General features: G+C 57.6%; 16 protein-coding genes. 6 read left to right on the top strand and 10 right to left on the bottom strand.

The features are described 5' to 3' along the window. Nucleotides 1-84: 84 nt before the first annotated feature. The 3 genes from CA51_RS04585 to CA51_RS04575 form a co-directional block, all read right to left on the bottom strand. The gene (locus CA51_RS04585; RefSeq protein WP_231746004.1) at nt 85-2,877 is read right to left on the bottom strand and encodes a DUF1553 domain-containing protein; all 2,793 of its coding nucleotides are present in this window, start codon (nt 2,875-2,877) and stop codon (nt 85-87) included. Nucleotides 2,878-2,982: 105 nt separating this feature from the next. Continuing rightward, the gene (locus CA51_RS04580; protein WP_145118206.1) at nt 2,983-3,708 is read right to left on the bottom strand and encodes a FadR/GntR family transcriptional regulator; all 726 of its coding nucleotides are present in this window, start codon (nt 3,706-3,708) and stop codon (nt 2,983-2,985) included. A gap of 805 nt (nt 3,709-4,513) precedes the next feature. After that, nucleotides 4,514-5,647 (bottom strand): EAL domain-containing protein, encoded by a 1,134-nt coding sequence (locus CA51_RS04575; RefSeq protein ID WP_145118204.1) that lies wholly within the window; start codon nt 5,645-5,647, stop codon nt 4,514-4,516. A gap of 223 nt (nt 5,648-5,870) precedes the next feature. On the opposite strand from CA51_RS04575, the gene CA51_RS04570 reads away from it, so the two are divergent. The 3 genes from CA51_RS04570 to CA51_RS04560 all read left to right on the top strand — a co-directional run bounded on the left by CA51_RS04570 (nt 5,871) and on the right by CA51_RS04560 (nt 12,100). After that, nucleotides 5,871-7,184: an ATP-binding protein gene (locus tag CA51_RS04570; protein WP_145124026.1), complete on the top strand. Its 1,314-nt coding sequence runs from the start codon at nt 5,871-5,873 to the stop codon at nt 7,182-7,184. Between the two features lie 12 nt (nt 7,185-7,196). Next, a complete protein-coding gene (locus CA51_RS04565) occupies nt 7,197-10,391 on the top strand; it encodes a protein kinase domain-containing protein (RefSeq protein WP_145118202.1) in 3,195 nt (1,064 codons plus the stop codon). Nucleotides 10,392-10,798: 407 nt separating this feature from the next. Beyond that, on the top strand, nt 10,799-12,100 hold the full coding sequence (locus CA51_RS04560) for a hypothetical protein (protein WP_145118200.1): 1,302 nt from the start codon (nt 10,799-10,801) through the stop codon (nt 12,098-12,100). Between the two features lie 25 nt (nt 12,101-12,125). On the opposite strand, the gene CA51_RS04555 is transcribed toward CA51_RS04560, so the two are convergent. From CA51_RS04555 to serC, 3 genes are all read right to left on the bottom strand, one after another. Next, the gene (locus CA51_RS04555) at nt 12,126-12,734 is read right to left on the bottom strand and encodes an ECF-type sigma factor (RefSeq protein WP_231746002.1); all 609 of its coding nucleotides are present in this window, start codon (nt 12,732-12,734) and stop codon (nt 12,126-12,128) included. A gap of 276 nt (nt 12,735-13,010) precedes the next feature. Next, nucleotides 13,011-14,639, bottom strand: a complete 1,629-nt coding sequence (gene serA, locus CA51_RS04550; RefSeq protein ID WP_145118196.1) for a phosphoglycerate dehydrogenase — start codon at nt 14,637-14,639, stop codon at nt 13,011-13,013. Nucleotides 14,640-14,808: 169 nt separating this feature from the next. Then, on the bottom strand, nt 14,809-15,921 hold the full coding sequence (serC, locus tag CA51_RS04545; protein ID WP_145118194.1) for a 3-phosphoserine/phosphohydroxythreonine transaminase: 1,113 nt from the start codon (nt 15,919-15,921) through the stop codon (nt 14,809-14,811). Between the two features lie 292 nt (nt 15,922-16,213). Here serC and CA51_RS04540 point away from each other — a divergent pair, with 292 nt between their 5' ends. From CA51_RS04540 to CA51_RS04530, 3 genes are all read left to right on the top strand, one after another. Beyond that, the gene (locus CA51_RS04540; protein WP_145118192.1) at nt 16,214-16,942 is read left to right on the top strand and encodes a hypothetical protein; all 729 of its coding nucleotides are present in this window, start codon (nt 16,214-16,216) and stop codon (nt 16,940-16,942) included. Between the two features lie 202 nt (nt 16,943-17,144). Beyond that, nucleotides 17,145-17,456 (top strand): 50S ribosomal protein L21, encoded by a 312-nt coding sequence (gene rplU / locus CA51_RS04535; RefSeq protein WP_145118190.1) that lies wholly within the window; start codon nt 17,145-17,147, stop codon nt 17,454-17,456. Between the two features lie 112 nt (nt 17,457-17,568). Beyond that, a complete protein-coding gene (locus CA51_RS04530; protein ID WP_145118188.1) occupies nt 17,569-18,612 on the top strand; it encodes a serine/threonine protein kinase in 1,044 nt (347 codons plus the stop codon). A gap of 36 nt (nt 18,613-18,648) precedes the next feature. Here the strand turns inward: CA51_RS04530 and CA51_RS04525 are convergent, their stop codons facing one another. From CA51_RS04525 to CA51_RS04510, 4 genes are all read right to left on the bottom strand, one after another. Then, complete coding sequence (locus CA51_RS04525) at nt 18,649-19,425, bottom strand: SDR family NAD(P)-dependent oxidoreductase (protein WP_145118186.1); 777 nt, start codon at nt 19,423-19,425, stop codon at nt 18,649-18,651. A 62-nt stretch (nt 19,426-19,487) separates the two neighbouring features. Beyond that, entirely contained in the window at nt 19,488-20,696 is a 1,209-nt protein-coding gene (locus tag CA51_RS04520; RefSeq protein WP_145118184.1) for an HD-GYP domain-containing protein, read from the bottom strand. 261 nt (nt 20,697-20,957) lie between these two features. Next, entirely contained in the window at nt 20,958-21,446 is a 489-nt protein-coding gene (locus CA51_RS04515) for a biopolymer transporter ExbD (RefSeq protein WP_145118182.1), read from the bottom strand. Continuing rightward, nucleotides 21,443-21,880 (bottom strand): ExbD/TolR family protein, encoded by a 438-nt coding sequence (locus CA51_RS04510; RefSeq protein ID WP_145118180.1) that lies wholly within the window; start codon nt 21,878-21,880, stop codon nt 21,443-21,445. The genes CA51_RS04515 and CA51_RS04510 overlap by 4 nt, the downstream gene beginning before the upstream one ends. Between the last annotated feature and the right edge of the window lie 103 nt (nt 21,881-21,983).

Here is a 21,983-nt window from a genome sequence, read left to right as displayed (position 1 = left end):
TCAGGGGAAGCTTTGATGCGTGGAGGCGTTGACCGCCGCCGAAGCGACGGACGCGAAGGGTGAGCGCGTTCGATCCGTTGAGGCTTAAGGGACGAAGACAAATTCGTTGGCGTTCAAGATCGCTCGAGCAAACTGTTGCCAGTCGCTTTGTTCGATAAAGGCGAGCGCCGCAGCCGACTCTTCCGCATCGGGGAGCCGCGAGAAACAGAGCTGATAGCCCAGGGCGACTTTCGCCGCCGGATCGCTCGCCTCGCTCTCGAGTCGCTGGACCAGGAAGTCGGCCTGCTGCAAAACGAACCGGCTGTTCAAAAGATTCAGAGCCTGCAGCGGTGTCGTCGATCGATTGCGTTGTGGCACGACTTGATTGAAGTCGGGGCAATCGAAGACGCCAAAGACGGCATCGCGTTCCTGACGAACGCGCGTCATATAAACCATCCGCCGCCAATCGGCTGGACCAAAGTCCTTTTTGGGGAAGTAGTGTCGCACGTTTTCGGGTTCGATTTCGAACGCGCTAAATCCGGGGCCACCTTGCTTCAGATCCAACTTGCCGGTGACCGACAGGATGCTGTCGCGGATCGCTTCGGCCGACAGGCGTCGCGGCGGGAATCGCCACAGCAATCGGCTGCTCGCATCGATCGCCAGGCCTTGGTCGCGAGGAAGGCTATCCTGTTGCCAAGCCTTGGAGGTCAGGATCAGGCGGTGGATGTGTTTGGTCGACCACCCGCTGTCGATCAATTCGGCGGCGAGCCAATCGAGCAGTTCGGGATGGGTTGGCGGAGTGCCGTTGCCGCCGAAGTCGCTGGGCGTGTCGACGATCCCGGTGCCGAAGTGGAACTGCCAAATCCGATTCACAAAGACGCGGGCGGTCAACGGATTGTCGGCCGATGCGATCCAGTTTGCGATCGCCACACGTCGCTGTTGTTCGGGCGTGTCGCTGGCGAGCGATAAATCGGTCAGCGAGCGGATCGCTGCGGGAGCGACCTGTTCGCGAGGCGATCCGATTTCGCCGCGGTTGAGCCGGTGTGTCGGTGCGGGCTGGCTGAACGTTCCGGCGTAAACGGTCGGCGTCTTTAAGAGCGATTCACGCAGCGAATTGAGTTCTTCCAACCGCTGTAATTGCTGGCGGCCCATCTCGGCTTCGGCCTCGGTTGCGTGGGCGAAGTCGTAGCGGTACGGCGTCGCGCTGGAATCGCCATGCGGCAACCGATCCGCTCCGTTGGCAACTTCCGTCCAGGCATCGCCATCGATCGAGATCTCGATTCGATATTCGGTCGCCAAGCGGTCGCGATACCTTCCGTCCGAATCGCGAGCCCATTGGATCCGGTCGATTGCGTGGGTTTTGGGAAGTTCGATCTGAACCCAACCGCCGGCCGCTTTGGCGGCGATCCAGCTGCGGGCGTTGCCAAACCGTCCGTCGTTGATGTGTTCCAACTTATGAAGCGGATGGACAAAGTCACCATTGGACGTCGCGATCGCGCCGCCGCTGGCAAGGGCTACGTTTTGATCGCCGCTAAAGATTTCCAACTCATCGATACAAGGCTGCGACTGGTTCGTTGCCAAAATCGTAAAGCGAACGAACCGCGCGTCGATCGGCTCCAAATTCTCCACGTTCCCTTTGGCGTCGACCGCTGGCCGCGATACATCCTTGGCGACGAAGGGTGACAAATGCTGGCGAGCGTCGGCGATCTGGCGATCGATTTCTTCCAGTTGCTTCCGCGCGTCGTCACGTAAAGGCAATGCCCGTTCGGCGTGGTTGACTCCCGAAAAGACCGCCTGCATCGCGTAATAATCGGTCTGAGAAACCGGATCGAACTTGTGGTTGTGGCATCGCGCACAACCTAGCGACAGACCGAGGAAAGCGGTTCCCGTCGTGTTGACGATGTCGGCCAATTCGTCCTGCCGCTGCGTCAATCGCAACAACGGGTCGGCTCCTTTGACCAGATCGTATGGACCGCCGACCAGAAACCCCGTCGCCACATCGGCGCCAAGGGCGTCGCCCGCGATCTGCTGACGAACGAAATCGTCGTAGGGCTGGTCGGCATTAAACGCGTCGATCACCCAGTCGCGGTAATACCAAGCGTTCGGGCGTTCGCGGTTGGTTTCAAAGCCATGCGTCTCGCCAAACCGGACCAGATCCAGCCACTGCGTCGCCATCGCCTCACCATATCGCGGACTGGCCAGTAGATCGTCCACCAGCAATTCCCAGGCGTTGTCGCGAGTATCGCCGACAAACGCGTCGACCTGCTGTGGCGTTGGAGGCAGCCCGTGCAGCACTTGATAAGCGCGGCGAACCAGTCGTCGACGGGGCGCGGTGGGAGACTGCGACAGCCCCGCCGCCGAGAGCTTTGCATCGAGAAAGGCATCGACCGCATGAGCTTGCGAATCGGAGCCGTTGGGAACCCTTGGCCGTTGCAACGGCTGAAACGACCAGTGATCGATCGTCTGCTTGGCCAGTTCCGCCTGCGCCGATTGCCATAACTCGGCATCATCGATCCATGCCTTGAACAGCTCAACTTGTGCAGGCGGCAAGCGGTCGCCGTCGGGAGGCATTTGGTGGGCCGCGTCGTCGCTGGTCAGACGGTGGATCAGATCGCTGCGTTTGCTGTCTCCCGGCACGATCGCGGCTTCCCCCGAATCACCACCTCGCAATGCAGTCAGCAAACTATCGAGCCGGAGATCCGATTCGGCAGCATCGGGACCGTGGCAATCGATGCAGTGTTCTTGAAGAACCGGAAGAATCTGGTTCTCAAAATCGACAGCCTGCAGATGCGACGCGGCGGAGATCAGCGACACCACGACGATCAGCAGAGTGTTCAGCGATGTGAACATCGTTCGCTGGGAACGAATGCTGCAAAACGACTCTTTCCCAGGAATCATGCCTCAGCCTCTTCATCTGTCTTAAAGGACGCACCGCAGTGGAAGAATCCGAGAGGCGAGAGTGCTCCGTAGCATTTGCTCTCCGGAGCCTATCGCCCAAAGCGATCAATCCTCTTTTGGTTCTGTCTCGATTGCGTCGACCATCGCTGTCAAACGTTGAAGGACAACTTCCATATGTTGTCGCATCGCAAGTTCAGCCGCTTGGGGATCGCGATTTTCGATCGCATCGACGATCGCGATGTGCAACTTGTGCCCCAATTCATTGTCGGCAGGGGAGGGCGTCGTTTGCGCCATCTGCGTCAACACAAACTCATAGATCACTTCCATGATGTTCTGCATCAACAGATTGTCGGCCGCTTGGAGGATGCGACGGTGGAAGCGGAAGTCGAGTTCGAGCGACTTTTCGTAGGGCTGATCGATACTGACCAACCGCTCGAGGATCGCCCGCAGTTCCGCCACATCGGCCGCGGTCCCACGCTGCGCGACCTGCCGCACAGCTTGGATTTCGATGGCGGTCCGGAGTTCGGTGTAAGAGAGCAGTTCGCGGGGCGAGATCGTAACGGCCGACCTCAACATCCGTACACAACTGGTCAACGAATCGGTCTCGGCGACGAAGGTGCCGTTGCCGCGTTGGATCTCGACCAGCCCCAGACCACGCAATCGCGCCAACGCTTCGCGCAACACCGGCCGGCTGACCTCCAACTGCTTAATCAGCTCCATCTCACCGGGCAGACGATCGCCGGCGCTGAGTCCTTTCGACTCGATTTCATGTCGGATCCGCTCGACCACTTCATCTACCGAAGAACGCCGCGGCACGGGAGTCAATTGCACTATCGATTCCTTATTCGAAACAACTGCTTTGCATTCTAACGCTTTGTTGCAGATAGAATTCGGGTCAGTGGACGTGTCGACAAGGCCGAGCTAACCCCGGTCGATTCAGCCTGGATTCGCTGCCTCGTCCACGACGGCGGAGAATCCTAAAACCAATCTGGCTTGCTCACTAGCAACACCGCCCCGATCGAACACCATTGCCTTCCAGCCTAACACCTCCGGCCCTCACCAGCCAAGATTCGCTCGGGGGGGCAGGCGGGCAAATCACTGTTTCAATTTGAGGTATCAGCCGACACGCCCGAGCATCCGTTTCTCTTGGACCACGTCGCGCCGGCTAATTCGTCCAAGCACAAACACTTAACAGCCCTGCCAGCGGGTAGCCCCACCAACACTACTAGGATGTAAGACATGGTTTATACTAGAAACACTGGGGTACGCAAGCAAAAAATCCAGCTCGCTTTAAAATCTACACCCGCCAGATGGGCGTGCACAAGCGTCACGTAGAGCTATTTTGCGGATGTTCCGCAACTCGCCGAGGCTGGGACCGCGTGTTGGGCCGGGCATCTGATGTGCTCCCACGCTCCCAACCGTTGCTTGGAAAGAGTTCGCAGCCTCGCAAGCGGCATCCGTGATCCGGGGTGCAAGAAGCGAATTGCCAGCAGTTGGCAAGACGAGCCCCGACGGAGGTTTCATCGATGAATTCACCGTAAACGCGGGAGAGGCTACGGTTGGCGGAATCGATCGGGGCAACCGGCCGCGGATCGTGTCGCGATAGGAAAAAAGCTAGCGAAAATGCCAGCGACGGCTATTCGCTGCGATCGGTCGCCGCTTCGATCGGAACGGGGCGGCCATAATAGAACCCCTGGGCCAAATCGAATCCGACCTGCATGCAGAACTCTGCTTCCGCCTTGCTTTCGATCCCCTCGGCCAACGCTTGGATGTCGAGATCGCGGACCATCTTGACCAGAGCTTCGAGCATTCGTTGGCGCTCGGGACTGGCAGTATCGATGTCGCGGATCAACGACATATCAAATTTGACAAATTCGGGCCGCGCTTGGACCAATTCGCTCAGTCGCGCTTGGCCGGAACCGAAATCGTCGTAGGCCAGCCCGATCCCGAGGGCCTGAAGTTTGGCCTGCAACTGGCATAGTAATTCGGGATTGGTGACCGCCGATTCGTGAATTTCGAGTACCAGCCGCGTGCTGCCCGCCATATCGCGGAGCAGTTCCAAAGAGGTCTCGAGCCCATCATTGGCGAGTTCGGCGGGATGTGTATTTACAAATAAGACAGGACATTGCGGCAGGCTGCGGCCGACGCGAACTCCTTCCCAGCGCAGCATCTGGCTGAGATCGACTTCGAGATTCAATTGCGACGCGGCTTCGAACATCGCGCCGACCGATTCCAGGCCGAAGACGCGTCCACGTCCCAAGATCTCAAACCCCAACATCTCGTTGTCGCTCATCCGCACGATCGGTTGGAAATGCGGAACGACCAATCGTTCGCTCATCAATCGATCGAACTGAACAAGAGCCAACGCTTGATCGCAAACGTTCTGCGGAATAGTTCCAGATGTCGAGGCACCGATGCTTTGGCGGCGAATTCGGAACAACGCTTCGGCGAAGTGAACGAGATCCTCTTCACCCAATCGAACCGGTTGTGAGATCCGTTGCCCGTTGACAAAGGTTCCGTTGGTGCTGCCCAGATCCTGCAACCACAGTTGCCCTTCTTCTGTCCATAGACTGGCGTGCGCACTGCTGACGGTGTTGTATCCCAATGTCAGGTTCACGTTCGGCTTACGCCCAACCACAAATGGTTCTTCTTCTACAGGAATGTAGCGAGAAACATCACCCGGCCGCGTTGGGCCGCTGAGGAACCACACATCGCTGCCAACATCGGCAGGAGGTTTATTGGTTGCGATCATATTCGGAACGATTGTCATATTCAGTGCAACCCGCAAGAGGACGGCTTGTCCATTTTGGTACCTGTTATGTCCAGAGATCTTTCGAAGTCTAGGACGCAAATCACACAGTGCACAAAGCAATACATCTTTTTCGTGAGTTTGTCCGTTCTCACTTCCCTGGTTGAACTAGCGAGCTACGTTTTAGCGGAATGTCTGCAAACCAATATCGTTCGACTCTCGGTTGGTGATCTTAGTGACTGTATTGAATCAAACGCACAGCATCGATTCCGCGCTTCTGTCTGGCTTATTAGGTGGTGACACCTTCTGGCCAACCGAACCGCGCAATCTCGACGAGACGGGACTCTCCGAATCGTATATCGATGCGTTGATATTAAAGATCTTCCTCAATACGGGAACACTCAGCGGTCGCGCGATGGCAGAGCGGACCGGGATTCCATTTGGCGTTGTCGAACCACTACTGGAAGCTCAGCGAACGCGTCAGTTGATCACCCACGTTCGCCCCGCAGCTTTCAACGACTACTACTATTCATTATCCGAAAACGGCCAAAAGCGAGCGCAGACACACATGAGTCACTGCGCTTACACCGGGCCAGCTCCGGTTCCACTGAGCGACTACGTCCTGAGCGTCGAGGCGCAAGCGGCCGGACTCGACCCGATCGGATACGACGACCTGCGTGGCGCACTGTCGGGCATCTCGCACAACAACGAACTACTGGATCAACTAGGTCCGGCGATCAACAGCAACAGCGGCCTGTTTTTGTTTGGACCTCCCGGCAACGGCAAGACCACGATCGCACGATGCTTGACCCAATGCCTGGGGCAAGAGGTCTGGATTCCTCACGCGATCTTCGATGATGGCAATCTGATCAAGGTCCAAGACGATGCCTTCCATCGACCGATGCCGATCCCCGAAACGGGCGACGGAATCATCAAGGCGCAGCAATGGGATCGACGCTGGATTCGGATCCAACGCCCGACGGTAATCGTTGGTGGCGAATTGGTGATGGATAATTTGGAGGTCCGCCACGACCCACGGTCCAACACTTGCGAAGCACCGCTGCAACTGAAAAGCAACTGCGGCTGTCTGTTGATCGACGACTTTGGCCGACAACGCATCCAGCCCGAGGAACTATTAAACCGGTGGATCATCCCGCTCGAAAATCGGATCGACTTCCTGACTCTACCATCGGGCAAAAAGATCGAACTGCCGTTTGAACAGCTGATCATCTTCTCGACAAACCTGAACCCCGACCAATTGGTCGACGAAGCGTTCCTGCGTCGCGTCCCCTACAAGATCATGGTCGACGACCCCGATCCGAAAGAGTTTACGCGGATATTCAACCACAACGTTGAAAAGATGGGGTTCGCTCCGGCCAAGGGAGCCGCCGAGCATCTGTTGAGGTTCTACGAACAGAGCGGTCGGTCGCTGCGACGCTGTCAGCCGCGCGACATCCTCACCCAAGTGAACAACTTTTGTAAGTACAAGAAGATCCCACCTCAACTGAGACCCGACTTCTTGGACCAAGCATGTAAGAGCTACTTCAGCGAACTATAGATAGTAGGCACAATGACTATTTCAGCTTTAAAAATCGAATCGGGCACGGAAACCATCGCTGGCTACAAGGTCTTGCGCAAACTGGGTGCTGGTGGCTACGGCGAAGTCTGGAGCGCCGAAGCGCCCGGCGGGATGGAGAAGGCGATCAAATTTGTCTTCGGTTCGCACGACAGCGAACGGGGTTCGCGCGAATTGCGTTCCTTGAACCGGATCAAAGGAGTTAACCATCCGTTCCTGTTGTCGTTGGAACGATTCGAGATCATCAATGGTCAATTGATCATCGTCACCGAACTGGCCGCTGGCAGTTTGGAGGATATCTACAACAAGCATCGCGAGCGGGGATCGTGTGGAATTCCTAAGCCGGACCTGCTGGGCTACCTGCACGACGCCGCCGATGGACTCGATTATCTACACGACGAATTTCAACTGCAGCACCTGGACGTCAAACCTGGGAACCTGTTGATCGTTGGCGGTCACGTCAAAGTTGGCGACTTCGGTCTGCTGAAAGACCTCGGCGATATCGAGTGTTCGATGGTCGGCGGACTGACGCCAATCTACGCTGCGCCGGAAGTCTTCGATGGCCGACCGCATCACAACAGCGACCAATATTCACTGGCCGTTATGTATCAAGAGATGTTGACCGGACACCGACCGTTCGCCGGGCGAACGATTGCTCAACTGGCAACCCAACACGTTCACAGCGCGCCCAACTTGGAATCGCTTCCGCCGGCCGACCGGCCTGTGATCGCACGCGCTTTGGAAAAAGATCCCAACCGCCGCTTCCCCAGTTGCCGCGACCTCGTGAATCGTCTGAAGCAATCGAGCGAACGGCCGATCGCGATCCCGACGCAAGCCAACCCCGTCGATGGGAATACACAGCGATTCGACGAACTGAGCGAAAGCTTGTCGGTCAGCAACCGCCCAGCCGTCGCCAATCTCCCGCGACTCGACTCGAAAGAACTTTCCAGCTTAGAGACCAGCGAAGCTCTGGTGATCGGTCTCGGTGGCGTCGGTCGCAGCGTGATGGAACAACTGTGCCTGAAACAAACAAACTCCGAATCGACGTTTTGCAATCTGCAGGGGTTGTTGATCGACACCGACGATGCCGAACTGTATAGGTTTCGCGAATTCGAAATCGCCAACAATTTGATCTGCAACGTTCAACGCGCCTGTTTCCCGCTGAAGAGCCCTCACGATTATCGTGAATCGCACGGCGATCGGTTCACATCGATCAGCCGCCGGTGGATCTACAACGTCCCCAAAACACGACGCACCGAAGGGCTCCGCCCGCTGGGACGCTTGGCGTTGATCGACCATGCCAGCCATCTGAAACGGATGCTCTCGCAATCGATCTCCGAACTACAAAACGATCCCGACGGCAACCGCAAGCCGCGGATCTACGTCGTCGGATCACTGTATGGCGGTACCGCCAGCGGCATGTTCCTGGACGTTACGTTCATGCTTCGCAACCTGTTGGACGAACACAACCTTGCCGAAATCGAAGTCCGTCCATTGATGTTGGCTTCGGTACCAGAAGACGTTGCCAACGCCGACCCGCTGTCGATCGCATCGACTCACGCGGCGCTCAGCGAGATGCACTACTTCCTGCAACCAAACAAAGGTTATCCCGAGGATCGGGCCAACACATTGGCATCCGTTCCGGCCGCGCGAACCCCGTTGCCAGCCGCTTATGTCGCGGCACCATCGAAGGACCAAGACGGCATTCAATTGCTCTCGGACTACCTTTGGAACGATGCCTTCATCGCTCCCGCTTTGATGGATCAAGCGAGGAAACGCCCGGAAGTCGAAAACGAGAATCGCACCGATGCGACGCTCCGCAGCTTTGGTTCCGCACCTTTGGAAGTCCGCCCGCAGATCGATCTCGAAGGGCTGCAGAAACGCTCGATCGACCAAGTCATCCGCGGCTGGATGGGAGATCCCAAAACCCAACACGCCAACCTGCGGCACGATGTGATCTCGACGCTCAACCAGATCGGTGTTTCGCCGACGCTGTGGGCGGCTCAACAGATCGAAGAAGTCCTGCAGCAAAAGCCTGAAACGTGGTGCACCGAACTGGAACAAACGATCGCTAGAGAGATGAAGTCGCGGCGCGACCCATCGGCGCCGATCGCCAAAGACGCAGTGATCTGCGCTCGTGCCAAAGTTCAACCGCTGCTCGCAATGGCTGCGGAATCCGATGAACCGACGCAAGAACTGCCACAGCTGGGGAAGGGATCGATCGGATCGCTGATGCAACTGCTGCGTAAAAAACTCCGCGACCAAAAGTTGGACCTGTTCCAATCGGTAGGTCTGCTGCGAGCGATCACGAAGCAGTGTTTTGCTTACGCTCAAGAGAACGAGCACGAGATCACAAGCCTTCGCGAACGAGCCAACGATGCGCTGCATCTCGCCATGAGCGACCTGACATCGACGCGGGTCAAACAAATCGATCTGTCGAGAATCTCGGGGGCGATGCTGGATCTGATGCGAGCCGATCTGCAGAAACCAAACGGCATCGTGTTCGAAGAGATCGGCGACCAGGTCAAGTGCTTGGAACAAGAGTTGTTGTCGCACGCCAACGAACTCGCCGACCTGCATCAGCTGCTGCTGGGTCTGCAACTGCCAAGCGGCCTGTCATCGAACCTAACCGAGCGGAAGATCCAACCGGTTGTCGCCGCCGCGCTGCACGATCAATTCGCCGACAAACTATTGTTCCGATGCCTCAGCCCGTCGGCTCCCGTAACGCCGCCAAAAATTGGCGACATGCTGGACCAGATGATGGCCTCCGCAGCGGAGACGGCAAACGAAATGCTGAACGATACTAGCGGAGCGGGCGTCGTATCGAGCGAAGAATTGAAATCGCTGATCGACACCGCGCTCAAACGAGCCCGTCCCAAACTGTTGCGATTCGGTGGCCGTCAACGCGTGCTGCTGGTCGGCGACGACAAACGTCAACTCGCGTCGCTGAAACCAGCGATCGAAGCCGCCGTCGGCTGCGAGATCACCACCCTCGTCGCTCCCAATGCCAAGACGATGATCCTGCACGAAGCCTCGGAAATTCCCGTCGCCTCGATCCTGGGAAATCTCGTCGGCACCCTCGGTGCCGACCTTACGATCGCCGGACGCCTAATGAGCCGCTGTGATATCCAGTGGACCGAACCGACCGAAAGCAATTCGACCGCCAAATCGATGACCTTCGCGAATTGATCCGGCAGCCGTGTCGGCACCGCTTCGCCGCGCTGGTCAATCGCTGACGAAGCGTTGCGAGGAATCAAATCTTATTGCTAGCAAATCCAATCCGGGTTTGCTGGCATTTTTTATTGGTAGCGGAAGCAATCGCAGGCTCCCGCCGGACAAGCGGCAGGCCGACAAGCCGTTACAGCCACAGCGGGCTTTATCGGGCGAGCGATGCTAGCGGACCAATCCGCCGAATCGAGCTCGGTTGCGGTGCGGGCAAACCGAACTGAAACCGGGGGTTTCGCAATTCCTGCGGCCCGTTCGCTCTACCATCAACGCCGATCAATCACTACGATTGCGCTCGCTGCGTTGCGAACGTGGAGCCCCGATTTTGGACGGCTCCATGGGCGAAGGCCAATCAACCGATCGGTGCAAGGATGCACGAAAGAACTCAACGACTGATCTGTCAATTAGTGTTTGTGGTCGCCTGTGCGCTACCCACACTGCTGACGGTATCGACAGTCTTGGTTCGCAGCACGCCTTGGTTCGACAACTGGCGGCGAGAGCGGCTGGAAAACGAGCTGTGCGATCGATTCGGGCTGCGTTTTGAAATCGGCGAACTGAAAGTCTTGGCTCCCGGCGCGATGCAGCTGGAACGGGTGAACGTGACCGATCCGGAAACGGGAGCCGACATCGGCAGCATCCGCGTGGTGCAGTTCACAACCCGCGACGGCAGGCTCGCGCTGCGACTGGCACAACCAGAGGTCCGAGCCCCGCAATTGCCACACGCTTGGCATCTGCTGCACGATCGCTTCCTGTGCCATCCCGAACTGACGACCAATCCGGTCCGGATCGCCGCGGACGATCTGAGCATTTTGAGCACCAGCGGCGGCGTCACGCTGACCGATCTGCAAGCGTATGTGCAACCGCACGATTACGCCAACGAAACGATCATGCAGTTCAAGATCGCCGGTCGCGAGATGCCATCGCCAGCGACGATCTCGATCACCCGCGACCGCAGCCGCCGCTATCCCGAGACCGCGTGGAAACTGCATACCGGCGGCACGTCGCTGCCCTATTCGCTGCTGTCGGACTACTTCCCACAGCTGCCCAAGCTTGGCCACAGTTGTGAATTCAACGGCCCGGTCAGCTGCCGTTTGAGCCGCGATGGATGGAACATCGATCTCGGCGGATCGTCGATCACGGGCATCGAAGTCAGCCGCGTGTTCGACAACTTGGCCCACAAGCTGACCGGAACCGCCGACGTTTGGTTGGGGCAGTGCCGAATCGAGCAGGGACTGCTGACAAACATCGCCGGCGGCGTGACGATCCGCAACGGCCAGCTTGGCGATTCGCTGCTGCAATCGTCCAACCACTTGTTAGGCGTCCAATCGCTCGTCGCCAACAATCGCCCGGCTCATCCGTTCGACCTGATGCAGTTCCGGTTTGCGATGGACGAAGCGGGCTGGCAATTCATCGGAGCGTGCGACGCCGACAACCGCAATCTCCCAGCGGGGATCCTGGCGGTGCAAGCCAATCGCCCGATCGCGGTGCTAAGCACTCCGCAACCGCTGGCGATCAGCGCTCCCAAACAACTGGTCGCTCCCGAGTATTCGCAGCCGCTGTTTGCTGGCGAACCGAACAACCCGGTCTTGGATCTGCTGCCTTCGCCACCGCCTCAACCGCCGTATCTCCAGTCGCCACTGGTGCCGCGCGTTACAATGCGTTCGCAGGAATAGCGAGAAGAGCCAAAGCCCAAACGAATCACGACGGTTGGGGCAAACCAAACCTCGCTTCGAGCATCGGTTTGACCTTCCGGTCGAAGAAGCGGCGGACGGTCCGCTCGGAACACTCCATCTGCGCGGCGATCTCGTCGATCGTCGCTCCGGCCAAACGCATCTCGAACATCGTCTGCTGTCCCGTATCGAAGGAACTCATCAGCAGCCCGATCTCTTCGCTAAGAGCGACCTCATCTTCGGGAGTCGGTTCGCTGGCGACGGCATCGACCGAAAACGTACAGCTGGAATCTCCCAACTGCAATTGAATGCTGTGCTCCCGTTTGACCGAACGCTTGGCAGCTTTATTGCGTTCCAATTGGCGATGCAATTTGTGCATCGTGATCGCAGCCAACAACCGCCACAGATCGCCGCTGTTTTGCAACACAAAGCGATCGTCTTGGACGCCCGAAAAGAAGCTGCGATAGGCCGATTGGACGACATCCTCGGCTTCGATACGCCGGGCGAATTGCGGCGAGATTCGTTTCCGCACCAGCCCCAATAACCGCACGACGTAGTGGTCGAACAGTTCGAACTCGGCCTCTTTTTCCCCTTCGCGGACACGAGCAAATAGATCGATCGAATCGTGTTCGTCCATCATCAGGCTCCTGGAGCGGGCAAGTGCTTCCCATCGATTGGCAGTCGCCCCGCGGGCGTCGCTCTACTCGCCAAGCGAGCAGAATCGCAAACGGAAAAAACAACCGGTTCACAAAACGCCAAAGCTGACGTCGAACACAATCAATATACCGCCAATGTCTGCCCGTGAAACGCTGAATTCACGGGAACTGAGTGCCGACCGGGATTCGATCGGCAGTCTGCCCACAACGCGACGACCGTTGATCGCCGCATCAATCGAGGGATCGCGACAGGGCGATTACGCTTGCAGCCAAGCTGGCAATTGATCCGCTGGCGGCAATTCGATCACGCAGACGTGGTCGATCGCTTCGATCGCTTGCACTTCGTCCAAAGCGGCTTGCGATGGCACGCCGTCGAGATTCAAGACGCCCACAGCGCGGCTGCCTTGGCTGCCGCCGGCGCGGCCGACTGCCATCTGGCCGATGTTGACGTTGTGCTGGCCAAACACGGTTCCGACGCGACCGATAATTCCGGGGACGTCGGCATGCGTGAAGATCAACAGCTTGCCGTCGAGGTAGCTTTCCAGACGATGATCGTCCAACATTACCAAGCGTGGCATGTTGTGTCCCAACAGCGCTCCGGAAGCCTTTACGCTGCGATCGCCGCCCGAAACCTCAACGGTCATCGACGACGTAAACGACCCCATTTCGTGGTGCTGGTGAGCGACCAAGTCGATTCCGCGATCACGCAACAAAACCTCGGCGTTGATCACGTTGACCTCTTCCTCCAAAGCGTTTTCCAACAGACCGGCGCAGAACGCGCTGGTCAGCAGTTGGGTGCTCTTCGAAGCGATCTCGCCGCGATAGTGCAGTTGCACCGACGCGATTCCGCCACCATGCCACTGAGCCAACAGGACGCCCAGGCGATGAGCCACGTTCAGGAAGCCCTTCATGTCGGCCAGCGTCTTGGGATCCAATGCCGCGACGTTCACCGCGTGGCGGATCTCGCCGGTCTTCAAGAAGTTGATCAACAGGTGAATACCTTCGACCGCGACCTGTGTTTGAGCCTCTTCGGTGCTCGCTCCCAAGTGCGGTGTGCAGACGACGTTGGGGCGGCCAAACAGCGGGCTGTCGGTGCAGGGTTCGTTGGGGTAAACGTCCAACGCAACGCCGCCGATCTTGCCGCTGTCCAAACCTTCGATCAGCGCTTCTTCGTCGTAGATCCCGCCGCGAGCTGCGTTGATCAAGCGGACGCCTGGCTTCAGTTTTTCGAGGTTCGCCTTGCTGACCAAGTTGGTTGTTTCGGGAGTCAGCGGCGTGTGGACGGTCAGGTAATCGATCTGCGGCAACAGATCGTCGACAGTCGCTGCGTAATCGATCCCAAGTTTCGCAGCCTGCTCTTCGGTCAAAAACGGATCGTAACCGACGACTCGCATTTCGAACGCCTTGGCTCGCGAAGCGACTTCGCGACCGATCCGTCCCATCCCGACGATGCCCAAGGTTTTGCCAGCCAACTGGTTACCCATATACAGCTTGCGATCCCAGCGGCCTTCGACAAGGCTTTGGTTCGCTGCGGCGATATTCCGCGACAGCGACATCATCAGGGCAAACGCATGTTCGGCGGTGCTGACCGTATTTCCGGTCGGCGTGTTCATCACAACGATGCCCTGCCGGGTGGCCGCCGGTTTGTCGATGTTGTCGGTTCCCACGCCAGCTCGTACGAGCGCCTTCAGCCGCGTGTTGCCAGCGACCGATTCGGGCGTGATCTTCACGCCGCTGCGGAGAATCGCGCCATCGTATTCCGTCAGCGCCTGCCGGAGTTCTTCGCCTTTGAGTCCGGTGCGGACGTCGTATTCGACACCCGGTTCGGCATCCAAAATATCAAGGCCTTCTTGGGCAATACTGTCGAGAACGATGATTCGGTGCATGGTTTCCGTCGGTTCTGATAAAAGTCTGCGATGGGTGAAATAAGCAATCGTCAGGGACATCGGTTGAAGAAGTCCCTAACGCAAACGGTTCCGCGGGGATGCGAGTCGGCTGGTGTCAGCCAACGTGTGATCCTCCGGCGGCAGCCCTCTTACTGCATGGGCGAGGGAACTAACCGTTTTTAGCAACAAAGTCTTTCATGAAATCAGCCAAGGCGGCAACGCCTTCGCGCGGCATCGCGTTGTAGATGCTGGCGCGAATTCCGCCGACGCTGCGATGTCCCTTCAGGCTGCCCAGATTGTGCGTTGCGGCTTGGCTCAAAAATGCCGCCTGCAGTTCGTCGCTAGGCAATTTGAAGGTGACGTTCATCAACGATCGGCAATCGGGGACCGAGTGGCCGATGTAAAACTCGGGGTGCTGATCGATCAAATCGTACAGCAACGCTGCCTTCTCGCGGTTCAGATCGTGCATCGCTTGCAGGCCGCCGATGTCATCGCGCAACCAATTCAAGACTTTGCCCAGCACGTAGATCGCGAAGCTTGGCGGCGTGTTCCATTCCGAATCGTTATCGGCGTGGTTCTTGTAGTTCAGATAACCGGGCAGCTCGGCTTGCGATCGCTCCAACAGATCCTTGCGAATCACCGTCACGGTGACGCCCGCGGGGCCTGCATTTTTCTGAGCACATGCGTAGAGCATGCCGTACTTTTCGATATCCAACGGCCGGCACAAGAAATCGCTCGACGCGTCGCAGATCAACGGAACGCCCGAGGGAGCCGTGGGTTCGGATTGAAACTGAACGCCTTGGATCGTTTCGTTGCTGCAGTAATAAAGATACGCAGCCGAAGGGTCGACGGTGTAATCGCCTTCGCCGGGGAGGTTGTTGTAGTTGTTCGGTTTGCCGTCCCAGATGACCTCGGTCGGGCCCTCTTTGACAGCTTCCTCGACCGCCTTCTTTCCCCAGCTGCCGGTGACGAGGTATTGAGCCTTGCCGCTGTGGCCTCGCAACAGATTCGCCGCGATCATCGAAAACTGCAGTCGCGCCCCGCCTTGCAGGAAGAGGACGGCGTAGTCATCGGAAACGTTCAACAGCGACCGGACGCCATTTTCGGCAGCGTGCAGGATGTCGAGGAAAATCTTGTCACGATGCGACATTTCCATGATCGAACAGCCCGCTCCAGGCAAGCACAGCAATTCGTCTTGCACCTCGCGCAATACCGATAGCGGCATGGTTGCTGGACCTGGGGAGAAATTATAGATTCGCTCCTGGACAGCCTGGGCAGTCATCGTGATCTTCCTTTTCTAATTTTCTTGAAGTGCCTGGTCGCACACCAAGCTAGGCGGGAATTTTACGCCGCTGAGTGCTTCTGCGGAAGGTTGGCAAACCGCTCGCCAGCCAAGGTTGCAGGGGATATTTTCCAAAATCCGCTCAAACCCGTCGCCGCGTGGTGGTTATCGAGAGTTCGCGCGGCACCGGATCGAACCTCCGACAGCTAAGCTGCGTAGTTCCTCAATGCTCGATAGCTCCGCGAACCGGCGGGGCGTTTGACCGCCATTCGAATAACAAGAGTCGCAACTGATGGATTCGGGTTCACCCAAAGTAATATTTACATCGGTCGAAAACGATCCGGACCAACTGCAAAGCCACCCGCTGCGAGTTTCGGGGATCATTTCGATGCTGCTGGGACTGATCAGCGTCGTTGCACTGGCTGGTCCCTACATGTGGATCGTGCCAATCCTGGCGATCGCAGCCGCTCTAATCGCCCTTAGACCGTCAAAACTACCCTATGCGGGAAGAAGCTTCGCATTAGTTGGCCTTGGGCTGGCGATCTTCTTCGGCAGCTGGGCGGTCGCCGCTCAGAACGCCGCCGATCAAATCCAACTCCATACCGCCAAGCGATTCGCTCAGAATTGGCTGGATTCTTTTAAGACTGGCGAAGTCGAGTTCTGCTTTGAAATGTCGCTGGCAGAGCGCGACCGACTGTACAAAAGCGTTAACCTTTCGCGGTACTATGCCGAAAAGACGGAGCCCGATGAAAATGCGGACATGCCTCCCAGCGGGCCAGTCTTCAGCGATTTTATTACACAACCGCTCGTTAAGACGCTGATAAATGCCGACAAAAAGCCTGAGTGGGAGTTCGAGGGAGCAACCGACAGCGTAAAGATGGCAGGATCGCGTCGCTGGACGCTCCGCTTCCGGGATACTTCGGGGACGATCCCCGATCCGGTCCTGGTCACCCTGTCGTTCCAAAGAGACTACGACGGCGAACAGCACTGGGAAATTAATAACTTTGAGACGCCGGAATAGAGCCGACAAAGCGGTTGCGGTCGCTGCGGAGGCAGGAAAATCTGGTATCACCGACGGTGCGGCTTATTTTAGCCCTTCAACAAAATTGTCCCAGCGTCTATAGTCATCCAATCTCACGCAGCTAAAACGTGCCCAATCTTCGGCACGATAACGCAAGTTTATATATCAGACACTTACGATAAGACACAGGAATCAATCTACGATGTATGCAATTTTCGTGGATGGTGGCAAGCAATACCGTGCTGAGCCCGGACAAGAAATCGATATCGATTACCGCGATGTCGGTCAGGGCGAAAGCCTCGATTTCCCTAAGGTTCTCGCGATCGGTTCGGACGACGGCTTCAAGCTGGGTTCGCCAACTGTCAGCGGTGCCAGCGTGAAGGTTTCCGTTTTGGGCCCTAAGCAGGGCGAAAAGGTTTACGTCGAGAAGTTTCGTCGTCGCCAGAACTCGAAGCGCCGCACCGGCCATCGCCAACTGTACACTCGCGTACGAATCGAATCGATCGAAGTCTAAACGGCGTTTCCGCAAAGGCGAAACATCGCGACTGCGGTGTGCGGTACCGCGTCCCTCCCGATCATCGGGCTTGATTCCGATGGTCCGTTGCCTAGCGTGAAACGAGCCACCGATGAAAGAGATTCGGCTGGAAGACCTCCAGCTTAGAACGACGATCGGTGTCGGCACAGTCGGTACGATATGCGACGCGACCGACCCTCGTGATGGCTCCCGTTATGCCGTTAAAATCCTTCATCCCGCCGTCTCGCGGGACCCGCTGATCCGCGCTCGTTTCGAGCGCGAGATGGCTATCTTGCAGCGGTTGTCGCACCGCAACATCATCGAATATTACGGTGGCGGCGAACACGACGGCCAGCTGTTTTACGTGATGGAGCTTGTCGACGGCGGCTCGGTCAAAGAGCTGTTTCACGGCGGCCAATGCCTGACCTGGCAAGAGGTTGTCTCGCTGACGATCCAGATCTGTTCAGCGCTGCAATACGCCCACAACCACGGCGTGATCCATCGCGACATCAAACCTGCAAACATCTTTCTGACATCCGACGGCACCGTCAAACTAGGCGACTTTGGAATCGCTCGCGATCTCCACAACAGCGACCTGACCGGTGCGGGGATGACCGTCGGCACGCACGCCTACATGGCTCCCGAGCAGATCACAGGTGAAACAACCATCACCGGAAAGGTCGATCTGTACGCGTTGGGCTGCTGCCTGTACGAGATGCTGACGGGCGAAAAAGCGTTCAGCGGCGATAACTTCATGCAGCTGTTCGAAGCTCATCTTCACGGCACTCCGCCGCGCGTTCGCGATCGCATCCCCGGATGCCCATCGGCGTTTGATGAGATCATCGCGCAACTGCTGGAAAAAGATCCCGAGAAGCGGCCCTTCAACGCCCGCCACGTCCAGGGTGTGATGCTGCAGATCGCGGCCGAACACAACGTCGAGGAATCGATCCTCGCAGGCGCCAAAGCCGATCTCGGACAGCGAGCCGACGTTGGGGCGGAGACAGCGATCGGGATCGGCCAAAATCGGCTGCGCGATCGGATCCGACGCAGCGGCCAGGGAATGGAACGCCCCGAGGCATCGCTCTCGATGATGCTGGCGATCGTCGCGTTTGTGACCCTGATCATCGGCGTGCTGCTCTATTTCCAAGCCGATTGACGCACGCAAAACGCCAATCGCTCGCGACGCCGCCGCTTATCGCGCCGTCCAGCCGCCATCGACCACGACCATGCTGCCGACCATGTAATTCGATGCCTGGCTCGCCAGATAGATCGCCGCTCCTTGGATCTCTTCCAACTGGCCCCAGCGTTTAACCGCTGTCGCGCCGACGATAAACTGCTTCCCCTCTTCGGTCTCCGCGATCGGAGCGTTCATCGGCGTTAAGAACGGCCCTGGGCAGATCGCGTTGACCTGAATCCCATCGCCGGCCAACTCCAACCCCAAAGCGCGAGTCAGCTGCACGACAGCTCCCTTGCTGGTCGCGTAGGGCGTGCGATTCGCAAGCCCGACCAAGCCCAAGGTGCTTGCCATGTTGATGATCTTGCCCGCGCCAGATCGCTTCATGTGAGGAACCACCGCCTTGCAACACGACCACATCGCATCGGTGTTGATCGATTGAACCTGCCGAAATTCGTCGAGCGTGAGCGATTCAATACTGCCGCGGATATTGATCCCCGCACTGTTGATCAAGATATCGATCTTGCCAAACCGATCGATCGCCTGAGCCACCATCGATTCGACTTGATCGGGACAGCTGACGTCCGCAGCGATCCCAAAAGCTTGATGCCCAAATTCGTCGGCGATCTGTTTGGCTGCGTCGGCAGCTTCCTGTTGCGAGCGGCTGACCAACATCACGTCGGCACCGGCCGAAGCCAAACCGGCCGCCATCGCTTGCCCAAGCCCTTTTGAACCGCCCGTCACGATTGCCGACTTGCCGGTCAGATCGAAGAGCTTGATTCCAGGTAACGCCATCGCAGAGATCTCCAAGAGCAAAAGAAAGGGGAGGGCGGACGTTCCGGTTCATCCGACGCGAACTAGACATCGACCATTTCCGGCCTCACGAAACAATCTTTATGAAGATACTCCGGCAGGTCGCGGTTATCCATCAACCGACGAAACTCCGGCTTCAAACGATACTCCGACGGGTCGTGCCGCAAGATCGGCTTGACGATGTCCAGATCGTGCTGGGCGAGATCCAAGATCTCACTGCTCATCAGATCCTGAACGATCGGCCGCCCATACTGCTTGCCGTTACTGCGAAGCACCTTGACCTGACGATGGTCGTTCAACTGCAACAGGCTGCCGATCGGAAACTGAGCCATCGATTGCAGGAACCCACGCACCACGCGCGGATCGAACCGCGACTTGCCCAACTGGCCGACCAGGTACGCGACGGCATCGCACGGCACAACCGCGGGCAGATCGCCGACCGGCGCCGTCAACGCCAGGTACGTATCGGCGACGGCCAGGATCCGCGCGAAGAGGCAGATCGGATCGCCGCGCAAACCGCTGGGAAATCCGCTGCCGTCGATCCGTTCGTGGGCCTGCAGCACCGCCAGCAACACCGAACCATCAACGTTGGAAATCGCCCGCAACAGGTCGTGGGCATAAAACGGATGTCGCGTGTATTGAATCCGCTGCTGAAAGGTCATCTCCGGGTGGATGTAACGCAACTCCGGCGGCAAACTGAACAGCCCCCAGTCGTGCACGACGCCCGCCGTTCCGACTTGGATCAGCTCATCTTTCGGCAGATCCATCTCCATTCCGATCGCGACGCAGATCATCCCCATCCGCATACATCGCGCCGCCAGCCGATGATCCTCGGGGACCTCACACATCGCCGAAAGCACTTGATCCATGTCGTTGGACATGTCGTCGATACAGTCGCCGGCGAGATCGCGAAGACCCTGCGCCGACTTCAACTTCCGCTGATTAAACGCATCAGCCAGATCGGTCACCGTCTCGGCGGCGGATTCAAAACGCTGCTGCAAACGCTGAACCTGTCGATCGTCGTACGGCTTGCACCCGTGCCGCGAGGCGTCGGAACCGGGCAGCCCCGCCGCATACGAATCCAAGCTGACCGGTGGCGGAGCAACAATCCGCGACGCGCTGCGGCGACGCAACCGCTTGTAGACTTCTTCACTGACATAAGAACCACGGCGAAGCAGCAGCTGACCGGAATCGCTATACAACGACTCCTTCAACACCGTGCCGACGACAAGCTTCTCAACATCCAGAGACATGTGGATTTCCGATTCGCAAGGTGACCGAAGAACCGAACTTGAGAAGACAAGATCAAGTAGGCATAACAACGGGTTCGGCACTCCACCGCAGAATGTTCCACCATACCCGATCTAGGTAACAGGAAACCTTTCACCCTGCGTTGCAACGCTTCGAATTCAACGACTGTGACGGCTGGACAATCGCGCATGTCCACAAAAAAACCGCCATCGGCACAAAGTCCGCTGGCGGCAAAGTCGAATCAAATTGGGGTCGGCGAGAACCTATTGAGGACGCCGTGTCGGGGCAAACTTGATCTTATCGATCAACTTAACAGTCTCTTTGCCACGCTTCTCACCGGTCACCATCGTGATCGCTTCGATCGTATATTCGTAGCGGAGGTTGTAATCGGCATCGATCTCGACCTCCTGGCCATCCTCGCCTTCGGATGGTCCGCCGCCGGCGCCGACCAACCCGACAACCGTCTCACGGAGCTTGGCGAAATCGGTCCCAAGATCGATCTCGTTCAAGCGGATCCGCTGCAGTTCTCCGTTGGCATCGGCTTCCATGCGTACTTTCAACGGGATGTTCAGATCATCGCTCTGCGATTGCTGGTCCTGCGAAGCCAGCGGCATCTTGATATTAAAGTCGCCTTCTTGCTCGACGATTTTAAACGTCATGATAAAGAAGACCAGCAGCAGAAACACGATGTCGATCATCGACGTCATCTGCAACTCGTTTTTGATCCCTTCGCTCTTATTGCGAATTTTCATAGCACCTCCTCCTTGGCCCGCAATAAGAAGTTCTCAAAGCCGACCTCCTGGCAAACCGAGATGATCTCCTGAGCCTTGCCGGTCGCCGCATCCTTGTGGGCGCGGATGATGATGTTGGCATCTTCGGCGGCCTTGCCGTCGGCTTTCAAAACGCTGATCTCTCGATTGAGGATCGGTCGCATCGTATCGACGGAGATCTCTTCGGCACCGATGATCGCGGTCCCATCGGCGGCGACGTGGATGATGATCGGCGATTCGATCTCGCCCTCCGGCGGCCGCGCCAATTCGCTGCTAGGCAATTGAACGCGTTCGTTCGCCTCGGTCTGCGAGAAATTGATCAACACCATAAAAAACGCGATCAATTGAAATGTCATATCGATCATCGGCGTCAAATCGCCTTCTTCGATCTCGGGTTTCTTCGACTTCACGCGCATGTTCGTGCTCTGGGGTGGATGGCTGACGCACCGCGATGCGTCAGCGAACATGAAAAGGAAAATGCGATCCCGGCCTTCACCAATTCAGGCCGGTGTACCAAAC

Source organism: Rosistilla oblonga, from assembly GCF_007751715.1.
In the GTDB taxonomy this organism is placed as follows: domain Bacteria; phylum Planctomycetota; class Planctomycetia; order Pirellulales; family Pirellulaceae; genus Rosistilla; species Rosistilla oblonga.
The sequence above is the reverse complement of the archived record's forward strand: the minus strand, read 5'-3'. Positions and strand labels throughout refer to the sequence as shown.

Coding starts and splice junctions, on each gene's coding strand:
- rplU (WP_145118190.1), top strand. CDS start 17,145: ATGTATGCAATTTTCGTGGATGGTGGCAAGCAATACCGTGCTGAGCCC.
- CA51_RS04575 (WP_145118204.1), bottom strand. CDS start 5,647: ATGACAATCGTTCCGAATATGATCGCAACCAATAAACCTCCTGCCGAT.
- CA51_RS04555 (WP_231746002.1), bottom strand. CDS start 12,734: ATGGACGAACACGATTCGATCGATCTATTTGCTCGTGTCCGCGAAGGG.
- serC (WP_145118194.1), bottom strand. CDS start 15,921: ATGACTGCCCAGGCTGTCCAGGAGCGAATCTATAATTTCTCCCCAGGT.
- CA51_RS04525 (WP_145118186.1), bottom strand. CDS start 19,425: ATGGCGTTACCTGGAATCAAGCTCTTCGATCTGACCGGCAAGTCGGCA.
- CA51_RS04510 (WP_145118180.1), bottom strand. CDS start 21,880: ATGCGCGTGAAGTCGAAGAAACCCGAGATCGAAGAAGGCGATTTGACG.
- serA (WP_145118196.1), bottom strand. CDS start 14,639: ATGCACCGAATCATCGTTCTCGACAGTATTGCCCAAGAAGGCCTTGAT.
- CA51_RS04560 (WP_145118200.1), top strand. CDS start 10,799: ATGCACGAAAGAACTCAACGACTGATCTGTCAATTAGTGTTTGTGGTC.
- CA51_RS04565 (WP_145118202.1), top strand. CDS start 7,197: ATGACTATTTCAGCTTTAAAAATCGAATCGGGCACGGAAACCATCGCT.
- CA51_RS04540 (WP_145118192.1), top strand. CDS start 16,214: ATGGATTCGGGTTCACCCAAAGTAATATTTACATCGGTCGAAAACGAT.
- CA51_RS04585 (WP_231746004.1), bottom strand. CDS start 2,877: ATGATTCCTGGGAAAGAGTCGTTTTGCAGCATTCGTTCCCAGCGAACG.
- CA51_RS04520 (WP_145118184.1), bottom strand. CDS start 20,696: ATGTCTCTGGATGTTGAGAAGCTTGTCGTCGGCACGGTGTTGAAGGAG.
- CA51_RS04515 (WP_145118182.1), bottom strand. CDS start 21,446: ATGAAAATTCGCAATAAGAGCGAAGGGATCAAAAACGAGTTGCAGATG.
- CA51_RS04530 (WP_145118188.1), top strand. CDS start 17,569: ATGAAAGAGATTCGGCTGGAAGACCTCCAGCTTAGAACGACGATCGGT.